Here is a 15581-nt window from a genome sequence, read left to right as displayed (position 1 = left end):
CAGTCTGCTTACTTCTTGGGCTTCTCGGCACGTGCCTTTGCGACCAGTTGCTCCGAGTTGACGAGAACTCGTGAGTGACCGGCTTCTTCGCCTTTCACGCCGCTGTCCGACGGAACGTACTTGCCGTCGATGACCAGCATCGGCACGCCTTGCACGCGGTAGGTCTCGGCCATCTGGTCGGCACGGCGCGCGGCTGTCTCGATGCCGAAGGAGCGCCAGGTGTCGTTGAACTTCTTGACGTCGATGCCTTCCTTGGTCAGCCAGTCATTGCGCACCTTCTCGTCGTTCAGCTTCAGGTATTCCTTGTGTACGCCATCGAACACCTTGCTGTCGTACTTGTCGGAAAGACCCATCGCATTCAGCGTCAGGTACAGGCGACCCAGCGCGGCCCATTCCGGGCGACCGAAGCTCACGGGCACGCGCTTGAAGACGACATCCTTGCCTTGTGCAGCACGCCACTTGGTCAGCTTGGGATCAAACGCTGCGCAATGCGGGCAACCATATGAGAAGAACTCGATGACTTCGATCTGTCCGTTGGTGCCGCCGGGTTGCGCGGGTTGCAGCAGGTTGTAGTCCTTGCCGGCGTCGAGCGCGAAGCTCAGGGGGGCGGCTGCAATACAGGCCGAGGCGATGAGTAGTTTGAACAGACTGCGGCGCAGCATGGGTGATCTCCTGTTTTTATACATACGAACGGAAGTGGTGGTTAGCGACCGATGTCGTGAGCGCTTATTTACGCGGTTTTACACGCACGATGACGGTCTCGATGCCTTCCTGTGCCAGCTTGGCATGTGCGGTGTCGGCTTCGCCCGGGCCCGGGAACGGCCCGACACGCACGCGATGCAAGACACCCTTGTCAGCCGTGTCCACTTTCTGGACGCCAGCCTCCAGTCCCATCAACGCAAGACGCGCCTTGAGGTTGTCAGCTTCTGCCGGATCCTGGAAGGCACCCGCTTGCAGATAGAGCTTGTCCGGCGCGGCAGGTTCCCCGCTGGGGGCAGAAACAGGAACCGATGCGGCATCTCCGCCCGGCAGGATCTTGTAGAAATCGTAGCTCGGCTTGTCCGTGGGTTGCGTGACCGGCTTGTCGCCCGGCTTGCCGGGCAAGGCAATCGGCTCGCTCGAGGCGGGCGCGACGGGAGTCGCTACCGGGGCAGAAGCCTGGCTGGCCTTGTCTTCCTTCTGCGTGAAAGGCTTGCTGCCGAAGTTGATGTACAACGCAATGACGACGGCGATGAGGATGCCGATCAGAAGACCGATCGCAACACCGACGAAGGTGTTGCCGCGCTGTTTACAGCGGGCGTGGCGGGGAAAGCTCATGCGCATGTTCCGTGTTGTGCTGAGTGCGACGGCGAGTATAACTGCGGCATCAGTTCTGAAGGAGGCGCCACGCCGGAAGGACTCAAATGCGGGCCGTCAGGCTGTTGACTGCATCCAGATAGGCTTCCAGTGCTTCGGTTTCTTTCGAAACGCTGGATCTGAGATCGGTCAGCAAGCCATCGGCGACGCCGTAGATCCAGCCGTGTACGGCGATCTCCTGGCCGCGTGACCAGGCATCGCGCAGCACGGTTGTCTCGCTGACGTTGAGGACTTGCTCGATCACGTTGAATTCGCACAGCTTGTCCAGGCGCGCCTTGTCGTCATCCACCTTGTCGAGCTGGGTGCGGAACTTGTCGCGCACGTCCTGCACGTGGCGGATCCAGTTGTCAGCGAGGCCAAAGCGCAGGTTCTCCAGCGCGGCGCGCACACCACCGCAGCCGTAGTGGCCAACGACGAGGATGTGCTTGACCTTGAGCACGTCGACAGCGAACTGCATGACAGACAGGCAGTTCAGGTCGCTGTGCACCACCACGTTGGCGATATTGCGATGGACGAAGACTTCGCCCGGCGCCAGCCCAGTGATTTCGTTGGCAGGCACGCGACTGTCTGAACAGCCGATCCAGAGGTATTCCGGTGTCTGCTGCGCGACCAGTCGCGAGAAGAATTCAGGATCGCGTTCGACAGCGTTCTTTGCCCACGTCCGGTTGTTGGACAGCAGGCTGTTGGGAGAATTGTTCATGGTCGTGTGCCCCGTAGCATGTTTGCCCGCATTTTACCTCACGATGCACGTTTGCCTGATTCACATGCGTGCCATGCGCCTATGGGAAGAGCGGCGTTCCCTGCCACGCATCGTCGGCCTGTCGCACGTAGCGCTTGCGATCGTGAAGACGGAAAGGCTTGGCCTCCCAGAATTCGATGGTCGAAGGCACAACGCGAAAGCCTGACCAGAACTCGGGCCGAGGAATCTCGCCAATGTTGAAGCGCAATGCCTTCTCGGCAACACGCTTCTCCAGCTCGAAACGCCCTTGCATGGGTTGTGACTGTTTCGAAGCCCAGGCACCAATGCGCGAATCGCGCGGCCGGCTGGCGAAATAGGCATCGGCCTCCGCATTGCTGACCGGCTGTACCTGGCCCTGCACACGCACCTGGCGCTGCAGGCTCTTCCAGTGAAAGCACAGCGCAGCCTGCGGGTTGCCGTGCAGCTCCGCAGCCTTCTGGCTGCCGAGATTCGTATAGAAAACAAAACCCGCTTCGTCTGCGTGCTTGAGCAACACCATGCGGATCGATGGCATGCCATCCGCATCGACAGTGGCGAGCGACATGGCGTTCGGATCGTTGATTTCCGACTTGCCCGCTTCGCTCAACCAGAGCTGGAAGCGGGCAATCAGTTCAGCGGTGTTTGCGGGCTCACTCATCCTGTTCGGCACCATTACAGCAGGACGCGCTCGATACCACCCCTGTTGGCGCGGTCGACGTACTCAGGCATCCAGTCCTCGCCGAGAATGCGCTTGGCCATTTCGATGACGATGTAATCTGCATCGAGACCGCCCTGGATATCGTCTTCGTAGCGTTGCAGGCCTTGCATGCAGGCCGGGCAGGAAGTCAGCATCTTGACCTTGCCGGTGAAGCCATCAGCGCGCAGCTTCTCCTCGCCGAGCTTGATCGAGGCCTCCTTCGAGTAGCGCACCTGTGTCGAAATATCCGGGCGTGCAACGGCCAGCGTGCCGGCTTCGCCGCAGCAACGATCCGACTTGAGAACCTTGGTGCCGTCGTCCGTCGTGATCAGCTGGTTCACCGTCTTTGTCGCATCCTGCAGCTTCATCGGCGTGTGGCAAGGGTCGTGGTACATGTAGCGCGTACCGGTTACGCCCTCCAGCTTCACGCCCTTCTCCAACAGATATTCATGGATGTCGATGAGTCGGCAACCAGGGAATATCTTTTCGAATTCATACATTGCCAGCTGGTCGTAGCAAGTGCCACAGCTGACCACGACGGTCTTGATGTCGAGGTAGTTGAGCGTGTTGGCAACGCGATGGAACAGCACGCGGTTGTCCGTGCTGATCTTCTCGGCTTTGTCGTACTGGCCCGCGCCGCGCTGCGGATAACCGCAGCACAGGTAGCCCGGCGGCAGCACCGTCTGTACGCCGACGTGGTACAGCATCGCCTGTGTGGCGAGCCCGACCTGCGAGAACAGACGCTCCGAGCCGCAACCGGGGAAGTAGAAGACCGCTTCCGAATCCGCCTTGGTCTTCTGAGGGTCGCGGATCACCGGCACGATCTCGGCGTCCTCGATGTCCAGCAGCGCGCGTGCCGTCTTGTTCGGCAGCTTGCCCGGCATCTTCTTGTTGATGAAGTGAATCACCTGCGCCTTGATTTCCGGCTTGCCGAGCGAAGCGGGCGGATGCGCTGTCTGGCGCTTGGCGAAGCCCGACAGTACGCGATTGCCGAGACGCTGTGCCTTGTATGCCCATTGGATGCTCACCGTGCGCAGCAGCTTGATGCGCTCGGGCGAGGTGGTGTTCAGGAAAGCCATGGCCATCGTCTTGGCCGGATTGAAGCTCTGCTTGCCCATCTTGCGCAGCACGTTGCGCATGTTCATCGACACGTCGCCGAAGTCGATATCCACCGGGCAGGGGTTGTAGCACTTATGGCAGATCGTGCAGTGATCGGCGACGTCCTCGAACTCTTCCCAATGCTTGATCGAGATGCCGCGACGCGTTTGTTCTTCGTAGAGGAAAGCCTCCGTCAGCAAGGAGGTCGCGAGGATCTTGTTGCGCGGCGAATACATCAGGTTGGCGCGCGGCACGTGTGTGGCGCAGACCGGCTTGCACTTGCCGCAGCGCAGGCAGTCCTTGATCGAATCCTGGATGCCGATCAGGTCGCTTTGCTGCATGATCAGCGACTCGTGGCCCATCAGGTTGAAGCTTGGCGTGTAGGCGTGCGTCAGGTCGCCGCCAGCCATCAGCTTGCCCTTGTTGAAGCGGCCTTCCGGATCGACCTTGTTCTTGTAGGCGCGGAACGGCGCGACTTCCTCTTCGGTCAGGAATTCGAGTTTGGTAATGCCGATGCCGTGCTCGCCAGAGATCACGCCACCGAGCGAGCGAGCCAGCGCCATGATGCGCACGACGGCCGCATTGGCCTCCTGCAGCATTTCGTAGTGATCGGAGTTTACCGGCAGATTGGTGTGCACATTGCCGTCACCGGCGTGCATGTGCAGGGCGACGAAAACGCGGCCGCGCAGCACATCCTTCTGGATCGCTTCGAGCTTTTCAATCAGCGGGCGATACAGATTGCCTTCGAAGATTTCCTCGTTGGCCAGCTTGAGTTCCGTCTTCCACGAAATCCGGACGGAATAGTCCTGCACGCGGTGGAAGAGCGTGGGGTTGCTGGTGCGGTTGGTCAGCTCGCCCGCCTCGATGCCGAGTTCAGCGAACTGCGCCTCGGCTTGTGCAAGCGGCGTGTCGAGGTTGTCGAGAATCCACTGCCAGCGGCGGCGCACCAGCGATACCGTTTCGAGTGCGCGCGCACGACGGTCGCCTATCAGCACTTCCTTCTCGATGTTCGAATCATCGACGCGTAGCGGCAGATCGCCGTCGAGGAACTGCGCGATGGCGTCGGCGAGCTTGAGCTTGTTCTTGATAGACAGCTCGATGTTGATGCGCTCGATGCCGTCGCAGTAGTCGCCCATGCGCGGCAGCGGGATCACCACGTCTTCGTTGATCTTGAAGGCGTTGGTGTGCTTCGCGATGGCGGCGGTGCGGCCGCGGTCGAGCCAGAATTTCTTGCGCGTATCCGGCGTGACGGCGATGAAGCCTTCCGCGCCGCGCGCGTTGCAGATGCGCACCACTTCGGAGGTGGCGAGAGCCACGGCGTTCTCGTCGTCACCGACGATGTCGCCGATCAGCACCATCTTCGGCCGCCCATGGCGTTTGGCCTTGGTGGCATAGCCGACGGCCTTCACATAGCGCTCGTCCAGGTGTTCGAGACCGGCCAGCAGCACGCGGTTGTCGCCGGTCTTAGGCAGGCTGTCGATGTAGTCCTTGATCTCGACAATCGCCGGCACCGCTTCGCGCACCTGGCCGTAGAACTCCAGGCAAACGGTGCGCGTGTGCGCCGGCATCTTGTGCAGGATCCACACGGCAGAGGTGATGATGCCGTCCGTGCCTTCCTTCTGGATGCCCGGCACGCCACCGAGGAACTTGTCTGTGACGTCCTTGCCGAGGCCGACCTTGCGGAAGCTGGCACCGGGCAGGGTCAGCTTTTCCTCGGACAACAGCTTGTTGCCCGTGGTATCGAAACGCTTGACGAGGAAGTCGACGCTTTCCTGATCATGGATCTTTCCGAGGTTGTGATTGAGGCGCACCACCTCCATCCAGTTGCCATCGGGCGAGACCATCTTCCACGAAGCGAGGTTGTCGAGCGCGGTGCCCCACAGCACGGCCTTCTTGCCGCCGGCGTTCATGGCGACATTGCCGCCGATGCACGAGGCGTCGGCCGAGGTCGGGTCGCAGGCGAAGACCAGGCCGGCATCTTCGGCTGCTTCCATCACGCGTCGCGTGACCAGACCGGCGCCGGTAAACACGGTCGCGTACGGCTCGGTGACGCCGGGCAGGGTCTGATACACCACCTTGCCCATGTCGATCAGCTTCTCGGTGTTGATGACGACCGAGTAAGGTGAGAGCGGTACGGCGCCGCCGGTGTAGCCCGTGCCGCCGCCGCGCGGGATGATGGTCAGACCGAGCTCGATGCAGTCGCGCACCAGATGCCCGATCTCTTCTTCCGTGTCCGGGTAGAGCACTACAAATGGATACTCCACGCGCCAGTCGGTGGCATCGGTCACGTGGGCAACGCGGGCGTAACCGTCGAAGCAGATATTGTCCTTGCGCGTATGGCGCGACAGGAGCTTCTGGGCGCGACGGCGCAGGTCGTAAGTTTTTTCGAAGTGGCGCGCGAAGGTGTCGACAGCCTTATTGGCAGCTTGAACCAATTGCGCTACCTTCTCGGCGCGGACCGGGTCGGCGGCTTCCGATTCGCGGCGGCGCTTGTCGACGGCTTCGAGACGATGACGCAGGGCACCGATCAGCGCACCACGGCGGTTGCGATTGTCGAGCAGATCGTCTTCGAGGTAGGGGTTGCGTTGCACGACCCAGATGTCGCCGAGCACTTCGTAGAGCATGCGTGCAGAACGGCCCGTGACGCGTTCGTTGCGCAGGGATTCAAGCACGGACCACAGCGGTGCGCCGAGCAGGCGAATGACGATTTCGCGGTCGGAGAAAGAGGTGTAGTTGTACGGAATCTCGCGCAGGCGCGGAGCCTGGGCGGTGGGCGAGGTGGCGGCGAATTCTGGGCTGGCGTGCATGCGTGGCGACCGGACGGGTACAGCGCTCGTGTCGAGCGGAGCCCCCTATTTTAAGCCCCCCGGGGCAAGCGTGCAGCTTTTCCACACGCGACTGGCAAAAACCTTTGAAAACACTTTGCAATGGCCGTGCGATCGGATAAAACCCTCTCAGGCACAGGGCAATAGAAGCGCAGTGAAACAGGCCGCGTCGCGATCAGGTAGCTGTCAGATACTGCTGGCGCGTACGAAAATCAGTACAACGGGATGCCATGAAGCCTTCAGAGAAGCGCCAGCATAAATATTTCATTGCAGATGTGTTTACCCGCGAAACCTTCAGCGGCAACCCTCTGGCTGTTTTTCCTGGCGGCGATGGCTTGTCCGACGCGGACATGCAGCGCATTGCGCGCGAGTTCAATCTTTCCGAAACAGCCTTTGTTTGCGGGCCGCGTGAAGGCAATAGCTGCCGTGTCCGCATCTTTGCGCCGGCCAAGGAATTACCGTTTGCGGGTCATCCCACGCTCGGCACGGCCCATGTGCTGGCCAGCCAGGGCTTGATTCCGCTGACCGAGGGCATCAACGAGTTCACCTTCTTCGAAGGCGTCGGGCCAGTACCGATCCGCATCGAAGTACGCGATGGCAAGCCAGTGTTCTGCCAGTTCTCTACGGCCATCCTGCCGCAGTTCGGGCCGCCGCTATCGTCCGAAATCCTTGCTGGCATTGTGGGTTTGTTGCCCGAGGATGTGCTCGACGGCCCGACGGGGCCGGATGCCGTGAGCTGTGGCGTGCCATTCCATTTCGTGCCGCTCGAACGGCTGCCGAGCTTGTCCAACATCCAGCTCGACATGTCGTCCTACAACATGTGGGCTGCAAACAGCTGGGCCGGTTCGATTTGTGTTTTCGTCCGCGACCCGGTTGAGCGTGCGCGGCTGCACGTGCGCGTCTTCTCACCATCGTTCGGCTTCTATGAAGATCCGGCAACTGGCGCCGCCGCCGCCGCACTGGCGGGCTATCTTGCCGTGCGCGAGCCGGCGCGCGATGGCAGTTTCCGCTGGGAGGTCTGGCAGGGCTACGACATGGGGCGCCCGAGCCAGCTCTACATCGAGGCCGACAAGGCCAATGGCCAGATCACGGCCATCCGCGTGGGCGGCACGGCGGTGGTGATAGGTGAAGGGGCTTTGTACTTGTAGTGTTCAGGCGGTAGTTGCTGCTGTCGCCGCGATCTCCACACGCCAGCCGGGCCGCGCCAGTCCGGCCACTTTCACGCAAGCGCGTGCTGGCGCCGCGCCTGCCGGCAGCCAGCTTTCCCAGATCCGGTTCATGCCGTCGTAATCGGCCATGTCGGTCAGATAGACCGTGGCCATGAGCAGACCATCCTTGCCTGAGCGCGCGGCGATGAGCGTGCGCTCAAGTGCCGCGAGCAGGCTTTGCATCTGGCTGGCGATGTCGCCGTCCTCGCTCGCCGGGACTTCCACTGCGTGGACGAGTCCGTTGAAGATCGTCGCATCCGCGTAGCGCGGGGTGCTGCCGAGACGTTCGATCATTTTGTCTGCACCTGTGTCAGCACCTTGCTGAAGCGCTCCGCACGCTGGTAGCCGATCACGCGAACATCCTTGCGCTCCTGCCCATTGGCGTCGAAGAAAATGATGCCCGGCGGGCCGAACAGGCCGAAGCGCTTGAGCAGGGCGCGGTCATCGGCATTGTTCTTCGTCACGTCGGCGCGCAGCAGCGTGAAGCCTGCCAGCTGCGCTGCGACGCGCGGGTCGCTGAAGGTGTAATGCTCCATCTCCTTGCAGCTCACGCACCAGTCCGCGTAGAAATCCAGCATGACCGGTTTGCCGGATGCAGCAATACTGCTGTCGAGTTCTGCCACGCTGCGGACAGGCGCGAAGGGCGGTTCCTGTCCATTGCCATTCAGGCTGGACAGGGTGTTCGGGCGAAGCAGGCCACCAATCAGCACGGCTGCGCCAGTCACCAGCAAGGCGCCGGCGAGAAGCGCGCCCACCCGGCGGCCATTGGCGCCGCGCAAGCTGCGGGTGTTGCGCCACATCAGCCAGCCGGCCAGCACGATCAGGGTGGCCAGCAAGCTCCACGCTACGGCGGGGGGCAGGACCGGCGCGACCAGCCATAGCGCAGTGCCGAGCAGCACGATGCCGAAGAATTGCTTCACGCCATCCATCCAGGGGCCAGGCCTTGGCAGCCAGTGGCGGGCCATGACGCCAATGGCGATCAAGGGTGTGCCCATGCCGATGGCAAGCGCGAACAGCGCCATGCCGCCAAGCGAGGCATTGCCGGTCTGTGCGATGAACAGCAGGGTGCCGGCCAGTGGCGCGGCCATGCAGGGGCCGACGATCAGGGCCGACAAGGCACCCATGACGGCCACACCCCACGCCGAACCACTCTGCTGATTGGCGAGACCTGACAGGCGCGCTTGCAAGCCGGAAGGCAGTTGCAGCGTGAAGACGTCGAACATCGACAGCGCCAGTACGACAAAGATCAGCGCAAAGGCGCCGAGTACCCAGATGTTCTGCAGCCAGGTGCTCAACAGGGTACCGGACATGCCAGCCGCCACGCCTGCTGCGGCGTAGGTCAAGGACATGCCAACGACATAGGCGCTGCTCAGTCGAAGCGCGCGTTGGCGGCTGATGTCCTCGCCATGGCCGACGATGATGCCGGACAGGATGGGGATCATCGGCAGCATGCAGGGCGTGAAGGCCAGCAACAAGCCGAAGCCGAAGAAGCTCAGCAGGACGGGCAGGACATTGCCGGCGCGCAGCAGGTCGGCAATGCTTTCCGTATCGTCTTCGACGGCCGCTACTGCGGCGGATGTGTTGCCTTGTGGCGCGTCGATCGGGCGATCCATCCGGGCGTGTGCGTTGCCGTCAAGATCGCCGAGCAGGCCGCTGCGCGGGGCGCTGGCATCGGGCTTGATCACGCTCATATTGACGAGCTTGAGATCTGCCGCGAAGTCGTTGGGCGGATAGCAGACACCCAGTCGCTCGGTGCAGCCTTGGGCGGTCACGATGATCTGTGCTGTCTTGCCGCTGGCCTCGGGCAGATCGACCGGCAGGCGAATGACAAGTGCATTGCGGAAGATGGTTTGCTTGCCGAAGAACTTGTCTTCGTGCTCTTCGCCTTGAGGGTACTGCGGCGCGCTGCTGACCGGGCCGCCTGGCTCGGTGGCGTACTTGAACTTGTTCAGGTAGAGATAGTAGCCGGGCGCGATATTGAAGCGGATCTCGGCCGTGTGCTCGTCGATCAGCGACGCCGTCATGGCGAAAGCCTGTTCGGGCGGGAGCGGCTCTTCGGCGGCGGCGAGAGCGGCATGGCTTTGAAACAGCAGCCCCAGGCTGAGGAGACAGGCAAACAGGAAGCGTAATGCGGACATGTAAGGGATGAGCTGATAGCTGCGCAGACGGTCTGCGCCCAGGATCTGTATTGTTATTGGCGATGCAGACTCAAGTGTGTGCCCAATCCTGACGCCTCAGTCGGGCTGTGTTTCGGCAACCACCCAGCCAAGGTATTCCGGCAATCCGTGCGACAAGGGCAGGGCAACGATTTCCGGCACTTCATGGGGATGCAGTGCCGTGATCGCTGCTTCGAGCATGCCATAGCGCGCCGCAGTGGTCTTGATCAGCATCGGGATTTCGTTCGAGTCTTCCACCGAGCCCTGCCAGTTGTAGATCGACTGACAAGGCGCGAGGATGTTGACACAGGCAGCGAGCCGACGTTCCACGAGCGAGCGAGCAATTTTTTGTGCCGTGTCGGCATCCGGCACGGTGGTCAGGACCATCAGGACAGAATTGGGCAGCATCGACGTGCCTTTCTCCTTGGCGAGGGGCTGGCTGGATCGGGCTCAGCGTCCGGATTGCTGCGCGGGCGGCTGCATCACGCTGGGTGGGGGTGTGCCGGGCTGCGGTGGCTTGATACCGCCCTTGGTCAGCGCGACATCGACCCGCTCGCGGATCTCTGGCGCCAGGCCGTTGAGCCATTCCTGGCTGGCCTGGATGCTGCCGCGTGTGACGTCTCCCGACTGCGAGACCAGCTTCTTGCCCACGGCCGTGTTGTAGAAGGCCAGCAGCTGTTTGACCTCGGCATGCGTGAAATGCGCGCTGTAGATGGGGACTTGCCGATCGAGCAAGCCGCCGTCGCCGCGCATATGGCTTGCCAGCACGCTGCGGGTCTCGTTGCGCACGACGTCGGGAATCTTCGGCGAGCAGTTGGTGCAATTGCGCAATGACTGCATGTAACTCTGCGTCACCATTGTTGATAGGGAGTCGACGACGCGCTCGGTGCCGTTGGCACTCAGCAGCTTGAGGATGTCGGCTTTCTTTTCCGCAGTCAGCTCATCTGCGTGTGCCGGCGCGAGGTTGAGCAACAGAGCTGCCAGCAGGGTTGCCAGCAGCGCCGGGCGCAGCGGGCGAGAGGTCTTGGCGGTACGAGGCATGGCGTTCTCCGGTTGGGGGCTATGCGGGTGGAATGGTGTTCTGGAAGCTTGGACGTGCGGAGAGTGTCGCGACGAGGCGGCTCAGCGCCGGATGATCATCGCGCCACTTGAGCGTACTGACGCGGATATCGAGCCACAGCAGTACGCAACCGAGGGCGATGTCGGCCAGGCTCATCTCTTCGCCGGCGAGCCAGGTGCTCGCGCTGGCGCGGCTCTCCAGCGCTGCAAGGCCACGCAAGATCTTGCCGTGCTGGCGTGCGAGCCAGTTGGCGTCTTGATGGTCGACGGGGCGTTTAATCTCGAGGAAGACGGCAACACCTGCATCGGCGATGCCGTCGGCCAGCATGACCAGTTGCCGTATGCGCAGGGCTGCTGCGCGGTCTGCAGGCAGGAACTTCGGCGCATGAGGCGGCGCGACATCCAGCAGTTCGATGTACTCGGCGAGAATGTTCGAATCGAACAGGGTTTCGCCTTCGTCAGTCACCAGTGCCGGCACCTTGCCCAGCGGGTTGAAGTCGGACACGTGAGTGCTCGGCTCCCACGGCGAATCGATGACCAGATCGAAGGGCAGATTCTTCTCCAGCAGCATGACGCGGATCTTGCGCACGTAGGGGCTGGTCAGCGAGCCAATGAGTTTCATGCGGCCTGCTCCTCGTTGCGCATGGCACGATTGATGATGTCGCGGATGTTCTGCAGACGACCATGAAAGAAATGATCGGCACCGGCGACGACGACGACCGGCAACTCCAGCGGCTCCGCCCAAGCAAGCACGTTCTGCAGTGGCACGGTCTCATCCTTTGAGCCGTGGATGACCAGGGTGTCGGCTGCGACAGCGCCGGTGTCGTACTGTCGCGCACCTTCCACATGGCCTGCCGCAGTGCCGACCAGGATCAGCCGTCGGGCGGGCTGGCCTGCCTCGACCAGGCGCAGCGCGACGCGCGTCTGCACATAGGCACCAAACGAGAAACCGGCGAGCAGTACGGGTTGGCTCGCCAGCTCGGGCCAGTGCTGCTTCGCCCAGGCGAGCACGGCCAGCATGTCTTCGGTCTCGCCCTTGCCATTGTCGTGTTCGCCTGCGGTCTTGCCGACACCGCGAAAATTCGGCCGCAAGGCCACGTAGCCGAGGTCGCGCAGCGCGCGCGCCAGGGTGTAGGCAACCTTGTTGGTATTGGCGCCGCCAAACAAGGGGTGAGGATGAGTCACCAGCGCAATGCCACGGGGCGTGGAGGGTGTATCGATGATGACTTCGATGTTGCCGACAGGGCCGGCGACCAGTTGTGAGTTCGCCGCGCCCGGCACTGGTGCTGTTGTCATATCTTCAGCCGCTCCACGATGCGCCCGTGCTGCAGGTGTTCGCTGATGATCTCGTCGATATCTGCCTGGTCGACGTAGGTGTACCAGACACCGTCCGGGTATACCACGAGCACCGGGCCATCGTCGCAACGATCCAGGCAACCAGCCTTGTTGATGCGGATGTTGCCCTTGCCCTTGAGGCCGAGCGCCGAGATGCGACTCTTGGCGTAGGCCTGCAATTCGCTGGCGCCCTGGTTGTTGCAGCAGCTGTCGGGCGGCTGGCGCTGGTTGCAGCAGAAGAAAACGTGGTGCTTGAAATATTGGCTCATGGGCATCGGGGCGGGTGTGCGTGCGGGAAACCGCGAAAAGTGCAGCGCTTGACCAGTCGGCATCGGCCGGCAGGCCAGCCCTATTATAGGGTGTCGATGGTCGGCCAGCGTGCCAGGCGGGACATTGATTGAGCGCGGGCTCGCGCAATGCAGCAAGGCGCTGCATCGAGTGCTGCCCGAGCCATGAAGCTTGTAGGGTGCCTGTAAATGCTGCACCGCATGCTGAACGCGTAAGTTGACCGTAAGCCAGCGCTCCTAGGCTGCTGCTGGGGTTGTGCAGGATCAGCTCAACAAATCCTTCAATTGATCCGCAGCCCGATCGCAATACAACAAGGAGGAGATCTTTATGGCGCAAGCAGGCATCACCAAGGAGGAGCGCACGGTTATCTTTGCGTCCTCACTCGGTACCGTGTTCGAGTGGTACGACTTCTATCTGTATGGTTCGCTGGCGGCCGTCATCGCCAAGCAGTTCTTTTCCGGCGTGAATGACACGACCGCATTCATTTTTGCACTGCTGGCGTTCGCTGCCGGTTTTGCAGTACGTCCCTTCGGCGCGATCTTCTTCGGCCGCCTGGGTGACCTGATCGGTCGCAAGTACACCTTCCTCGTCACCATCCTCATCATGGGCCTGTCGACCTTTGTGGTCGGCCTGTTGCCCTCGTACGCCAGCATCGGCGTCGCGGCGCCCATCATCCTCATCTCGCTACGCCTGCTGCAAGGTCTGGCGCTCGGCGGTGAGTACGGAGGCGCGGCAACGTATGTGGCAGAGCATGCGCCGCAGGGCAAGCGCGGGTTCTTCACGAGCTGGATCCAGACGACGGCTACGCTTGGCCTGTTCCTGTCCCTGCTGGTGATTCTTGGTGTGCGCACCGTCTTGTCGCCGGAGGAGTTCGATGCCTGGGGCTGGCGCATTCCGTTCCTGTTGTCCATCGTGCTGCTTGGCATCTCGGTGTGGATCCGTATGCAACTCTCCGAGTCACCGGTGTTCGCCCGCATGAAGGCTGAAGGCAAGGCGTCCAAGGCGCCACTGACCGAGTCGTTCGGTCGCTGGAGCAACCTCAAGATCGTGTTGCTGGCGCTGTTTGGCGCAACAGCCGGTCAGGCGGTCGTCTGGTACACGGGGCAGTTCTATGCCTTGTTCTTCCTGACGCAGACACTCAAGATCGACGCGACTACGGCCAACCTGCTGATTGCGGCTGCGTTGCTTGCGGGTACGCCGTTCTTCATCGTCTTCGGCTCGCTGTCGGACAAGATCGGTCGCAAGCCCATCATCATGTTCGGCTGCATCATCGCGGCGCTGACCTACTTCCCGATCTTCAAGGGTATTGCCGCGGCCGGTAATCCGGACCTGCACGCAGCCCAGGAGAAGGCGCCGGTCTCCGTCGTGGCTGACCCGGCCAGCTGCTCCTTCCAGTTCGACCCCGTCGGCAAGGCCAAATTCATCAGCTCCTGCGATATCGCCAAGAGCACGCTGGCCAAGAAGTCGGTGAACTATGTGAACGTAGCTGCTGCGCCAGGCTCGGTTTCGCAGATCAAGGTGGGCGAGGTCGTCATCGAAGGCTACGAAGGCAAGGGTCTGTCGAAAGAGGATGCCAAGGCCAAGAGCGATGCGTTCAACAAGGCGCTCGGCACGGCCTTGAAGGATGCGGGCTATCCCGACAAGGCTGATCCGGCCAAGATCGACAAGCTGACCGTGTGGGTGTTGCTGACCGTGCTGGTGATCTATGTCACGCTGGTTTACGGTCCGATCGCGGCCTGGCTGGTCGAGCTGTTCCCGGCGAAGATCCGCTACACCTCGATGTCCCTGCCGTATCACATCGGCAATGGCTGGTTTGGTGGCTTCCTGCCTACCACCGCCTTCGCCATGGTTGCGGCGACCGGGGATGTGTATTACGGTCTGTGGTATCCGATCGTCGTAGCCGTTGCCACGGCGATCATCGGCACGCTGTTCCTGCCGGAAACCAAGGATCGCGATATTCATCACACCTGAACTATGGAGCCGCCTGCGGGCGGCAGCCGGTGACGGCGTAGCGCGATGGCCCGCATGTCCTGCGGGCCATTTCTTTTAGAGTCTTTTCCCTTTTCTCTTGCCGGGCCGTGTGCAGTGACGAAGTACGCATTGATTGCCGACATCCACAGCAATATCGAGGCGCTTGATGCCGTTCTCGCGCATGCCGCGGCGCAAGGCGCCGACCGTCACATATATCTTGGCGACCTCGTTGGTTACGGCCCGGACCCGGTTGCGGTTCTCGAGCGCATTCAGCAAGGTCTGGCGCGTGGCGATCTTGCCGTACTTGGCAATCACGATAACGCCATTGCCTTGAACCTCGCCGGCACCATGAACGAAGTGGCGCAGCAATCAGTGCTGTGGACGCGCGCCCAGCTGGATGTGCCGCAGCTACGCTTCCTTGCCGATCTGCCGCTTCTGCTGCAGGAAGACGACATGACCTGGGTGCACGCCAGCGCCGCTGCCCCCGAGAACTGGACCTACATCTACGACGGCGATGCCGCTGCACGCAGCCTGCGCGTGGCAGGTACGCACTGGGTATTCAGCGGACATGTGCACGATCCGGCGATCTACTACGCGGGCGAGCAGGGCTGTTTTTCGCCGATCCGGCCGCGCGAAGACGTGGCGATCCCCTTGCCTTCGCATCGTCACTGGCTGGCGATTGTTGGCTCCTGTGGCCAGCCGCGTGACGGTCAGGTCGGTGCGCGGTACGCCTTGTTTGACCGTGCGCGCTGCCGCCTGAGTTTTTTCCGCGTGCCATATGACTACGCGACGACGGCCGCAAAGATCCGCGGGGCTGGTTTGCCGGAGCGCCTGGCACGTCACGTCGAAGGCCTGGCCTAGGGCCAAGGG

The 15581-nt window shown here is 62.0% G+C and carries 15 protein-coding genes; 3 read left to right on the top strand and 12 right to left on the bottom strand.

The features are described from left to right. Nucleotides 1-8: 8 nt before the first annotated feature. The 5 genes from VVD49_RS03420 to VVD49_RS03400 form a co-directional block, all read right to left on the bottom strand. Nucleotides 9-662 (bottom strand): thiol:disulfide interchange protein DsbA/DsbL, encoded by a 654-nt coding sequence (locus VVD49_RS03420; protein WP_327597724.1) that lies wholly within the window; start codon nucleotides 660-662, stop codon nucleotides 9-11. Nucleotides 663-726: 64 nt separating this feature from the next. Continuing rightward, nucleotides 727-1317 carry an SPOR domain-containing protein gene (locus tag VVD49_RS03415; RefSeq protein ID WP_327597723.1) on the bottom strand — a complete coding sequence of 197 codons (591 nt, stop codon included), beginning with the start codon at nucleotides 1315-1317 and terminating at the stop codon, nucleotides 727-729. Between the two features lie 82 nt (nucleotides 1318-1399). Beyond that, complete coding sequence (can, locus tag VVD49_RS03410; RefSeq protein WP_327597722.1) at nucleotides 1400-2056, bottom strand: carbonate dehydratase; 657 nt, start codon at nucleotides 2054-2056, stop codon at nucleotides 1400-1402. A 79-nt stretch (nucleotides 2057-2135) separates the two neighbouring features. Then, nucleotides 2136-2732, bottom strand: a complete 597-nt coding sequence (gene pdxH, locus VVD49_RS03405) for a pyridoxamine 5'-phosphate oxidase (protein ID WP_327597721.1) — start codon at nucleotides 2730-2732, stop codon at nucleotides 2136-2138. A 14-nt stretch (nucleotides 2733-2746) separates the two neighbouring features. Continuing rightward, nucleotides 2747-6676 (bottom strand): DUF3683 domain-containing protein, encoded by a 3930-nt coding sequence (locus VVD49_RS03400; protein ID WP_327597720.1) that lies wholly within the window; start codon nucleotides 6674-6676, stop codon nucleotides 2747-2749. A gap of 248 nt (nucleotides 6677-6924) precedes the next feature. Between VVD49_RS03400 and VVD49_RS03395 the strand changes: the two genes are divergently transcribed. Next, complete coding sequence (locus VVD49_RS03395; protein ID WP_327597719.1) at nucleotides 6925-7842, top strand: PhzF family phenazine biosynthesis protein; 918 nt, start codon at nucleotides 6925-6927, stop codon at nucleotides 7840-7842. 3 nt (nucleotides 7843-7845) lie between these two features. Here the strand turns inward: VVD49_RS03395 and VVD49_RS03390 are convergent, their stop codons facing one another. The 7 genes from VVD49_RS03390 to VVD49_RS03360 form a co-directional block, all read right to left on the bottom strand. Then, complete coding sequence (locus VVD49_RS03390; protein WP_327597718.1) at nucleotides 7846-8196, bottom strand: RidA family protein; 351 nt, start codon at nucleotides 8194-8196, stop codon at nucleotides 7846-7848. Continuing rightward, entirely contained in the window at nucleotides 8193-10040 is a 1848-nt protein-coding gene (gene dsbD / locus VVD49_RS03385) for a protein-disulfide reductase DsbD (RefSeq protein WP_327597717.1), read from the bottom strand. The genes VVD49_RS03390 and dsbD overlap by 4 nt, the downstream gene beginning before the upstream one ends. Before the next feature lie 96 nt (nucleotides 10041-10136). Next, nucleotides 10137-10466 (bottom strand): divalent-cation tolerance protein CutA, encoded by a 330-nt coding sequence (cutA, locus tag VVD49_RS03380; protein ID WP_327597716.1) that lies wholly within the window; start codon nucleotides 10464-10466, stop codon nucleotides 10137-10139. A gap of 42 nt (nucleotides 10467-10508) precedes the next feature. Further along, a complete protein-coding gene (locus tag VVD49_RS03375) occupies nucleotides 10509-11099 on the bottom strand; it encodes a DUF2059 domain-containing protein (RefSeq protein ID WP_327597715.1) in 591 nt (196 codons plus the stop codon). A 19-nt stretch (nucleotides 11100-11118) separates the two neighbouring features. After that, nucleotides 11119-11739: a glutathione S-transferase gene (locus VVD49_RS03370; RefSeq protein ID WP_327597714.1), complete on the bottom strand. Its 621-nt coding sequence runs from the start codon at nucleotides 11737-11739 to the stop codon at nucleotides 11119-11121. Further along, nucleotides 11736-12413, bottom strand: coding sequence for an alpha/beta hydrolase (locus VVD49_RS03365; protein ID WP_327597713.1), 678 nt, complete (start codon nucleotides 12411-12413; stop codon nucleotides 11736-11738). The genes VVD49_RS03370 and VVD49_RS03365 overlap by 4 nt, the downstream gene beginning before the upstream one ends. Next, nucleotides 12410-12721, bottom strand: coding sequence for a (2Fe-2S) ferredoxin domain-containing protein (locus tag VVD49_RS03360; RefSeq protein ID WP_327597712.1), 312 nt, complete (start codon nucleotides 12719-12721; stop codon nucleotides 12410-12412). The genes VVD49_RS03365 and VVD49_RS03360 overlap by 4 nt, the downstream gene beginning before the upstream one ends. Before the next feature lie 346 nt (nucleotides 12722-13067). Between VVD49_RS03360 and VVD49_RS03355 the strand changes: the two genes are divergently transcribed. Together VVD49_RS03355 and VVD49_RS03350 are read left to right on the top strand one after the other, a co-directional pair. After that, the gene (locus tag VVD49_RS03355) at nucleotides 13068-14711 is read left to right on the top strand and encodes an MFS transporter (protein ID WP_327597711.1); all 1644 of its coding nucleotides are present in this window, start codon (nucleotides 13068-13070) and stop codon (nucleotides 14709-14711) included. Nucleotides 14712-14825: 114 nt separating this feature from the next. Beyond that, the gene (locus VVD49_RS03350; protein ID WP_327597710.1) at nucleotides 14826-15572 is read left to right on the top strand and encodes a metallophosphoesterase family protein; all 747 of its coding nucleotides are present in this window, start codon (nucleotides 14826-14828) and stop codon (nucleotides 15570-15572) included. Nucleotides 15573-15581: the final 9 nt, after the last annotated feature.

Origin of the sequence: Uliginosibacterium silvisoli, from assembly GCF_036017035.1 — a bacterium.
Lineage (GTDB): Bacteria > Pseudomonadota > Gammaproteobacteria > Burkholderiales > Rhodocyclaceae > Viridibacterium > Viridibacterium silvisoli.
This window is presented reverse-complemented; position numbering and strand designations above follow the sequence as displayed.

Bases quoted from the DNA above. Each gene is read 5' to 3' on its own strand.
- VVD49_RS03420 (WP_327597724.1), bottom strand. From the start codon at position 662: ATGCTGCGCCGCAGTCTGTTCAAACTACTCATCGCCTCGGCCTGTATT.
- dsbD (WP_327597717.1), bottom strand. From the start codon at position 10,040: ATGTCCGCATTACGCTTCCTGTTTGCCTGTCTCCTCAGCCTGGGGCTG.
- VVD49_RS03390 (WP_327597718.1), bottom strand. From the start codon at position 8,196: ATGATCGAACGTCTCGGCAGCACCCCGCGCTACGCGGATGCGACGATC.
- VVD49_RS03365 (WP_327597713.1), bottom strand. From the start codon at position 12,413: ATGACAACAGCACCAGTGCCGGGCGCGGCGAACTCACAACTGGTCGCC.
- VVD49_RS03375 (WP_327597715.1), bottom strand. From the start codon at position 11,099: ATGCCTCGTACCGCCAAGACCTCTCGCCCGCTGCGCCCGGCGCTGCTG.
- pdxH (WP_327597721.1), bottom strand. From the start codon at position 2,732: ATGAGTGAGCCCGCAAACACCGCTGAACTGATTGCCCGCTTCCAGCTC.
- VVD49_RS03400 (WP_327597720.1), bottom strand. From the start codon at position 6,676: ATGCACGCCAGCCCAGAATTCGCCGCCACCTCGCCCACCGCCCAGGCT.
- can (WP_327597722.1), bottom strand. From the start codon at position 2,056: ATGAACAATTCTCCCAACAGCCTGCTGTCCAACAACCGGACGTGGGCA.
- cutA (WP_327597716.1), bottom strand. From the start codon at position 10,466: ATGCTGCCCAATTCTGTCCTGATGGTCCTGACCACCGTGCCGGATGCC.
- VVD49_RS03395 (WP_327597719.1), top strand. From the start codon at position 6,925: ATGAAGCCTTCAGAGAAGCGCCAGCATAAATATTTCATTGCAGATGTG.
- VVD49_RS03355 (WP_327597711.1), top strand. From the start codon at position 13,068: ATGGCGCAAGCAGGCATCACCAAGGAGGAGCGCACGGTTATCTTTGCG.
- VVD49_RS03415 (WP_327597723.1), bottom strand. From the start codon at position 1,317: ATGAGCTTTCCCCGCCACGCCCGCTGTAAACAGCGCGGCAACACCTTC.
- VVD49_RS03370 (WP_327597714.1), bottom strand. From the start codon at position 11,739: ATGAAACTCATTGGCTCGCTGACCAGCCCCTACGTGCGCAAGATCCGC.
- VVD49_RS03360 (WP_327597712.1), bottom strand. From the start codon at position 12,721: ATGAGCCAATATTTCAAGCACCACGTTTTCTTCTGCTGCAACCAGCGC.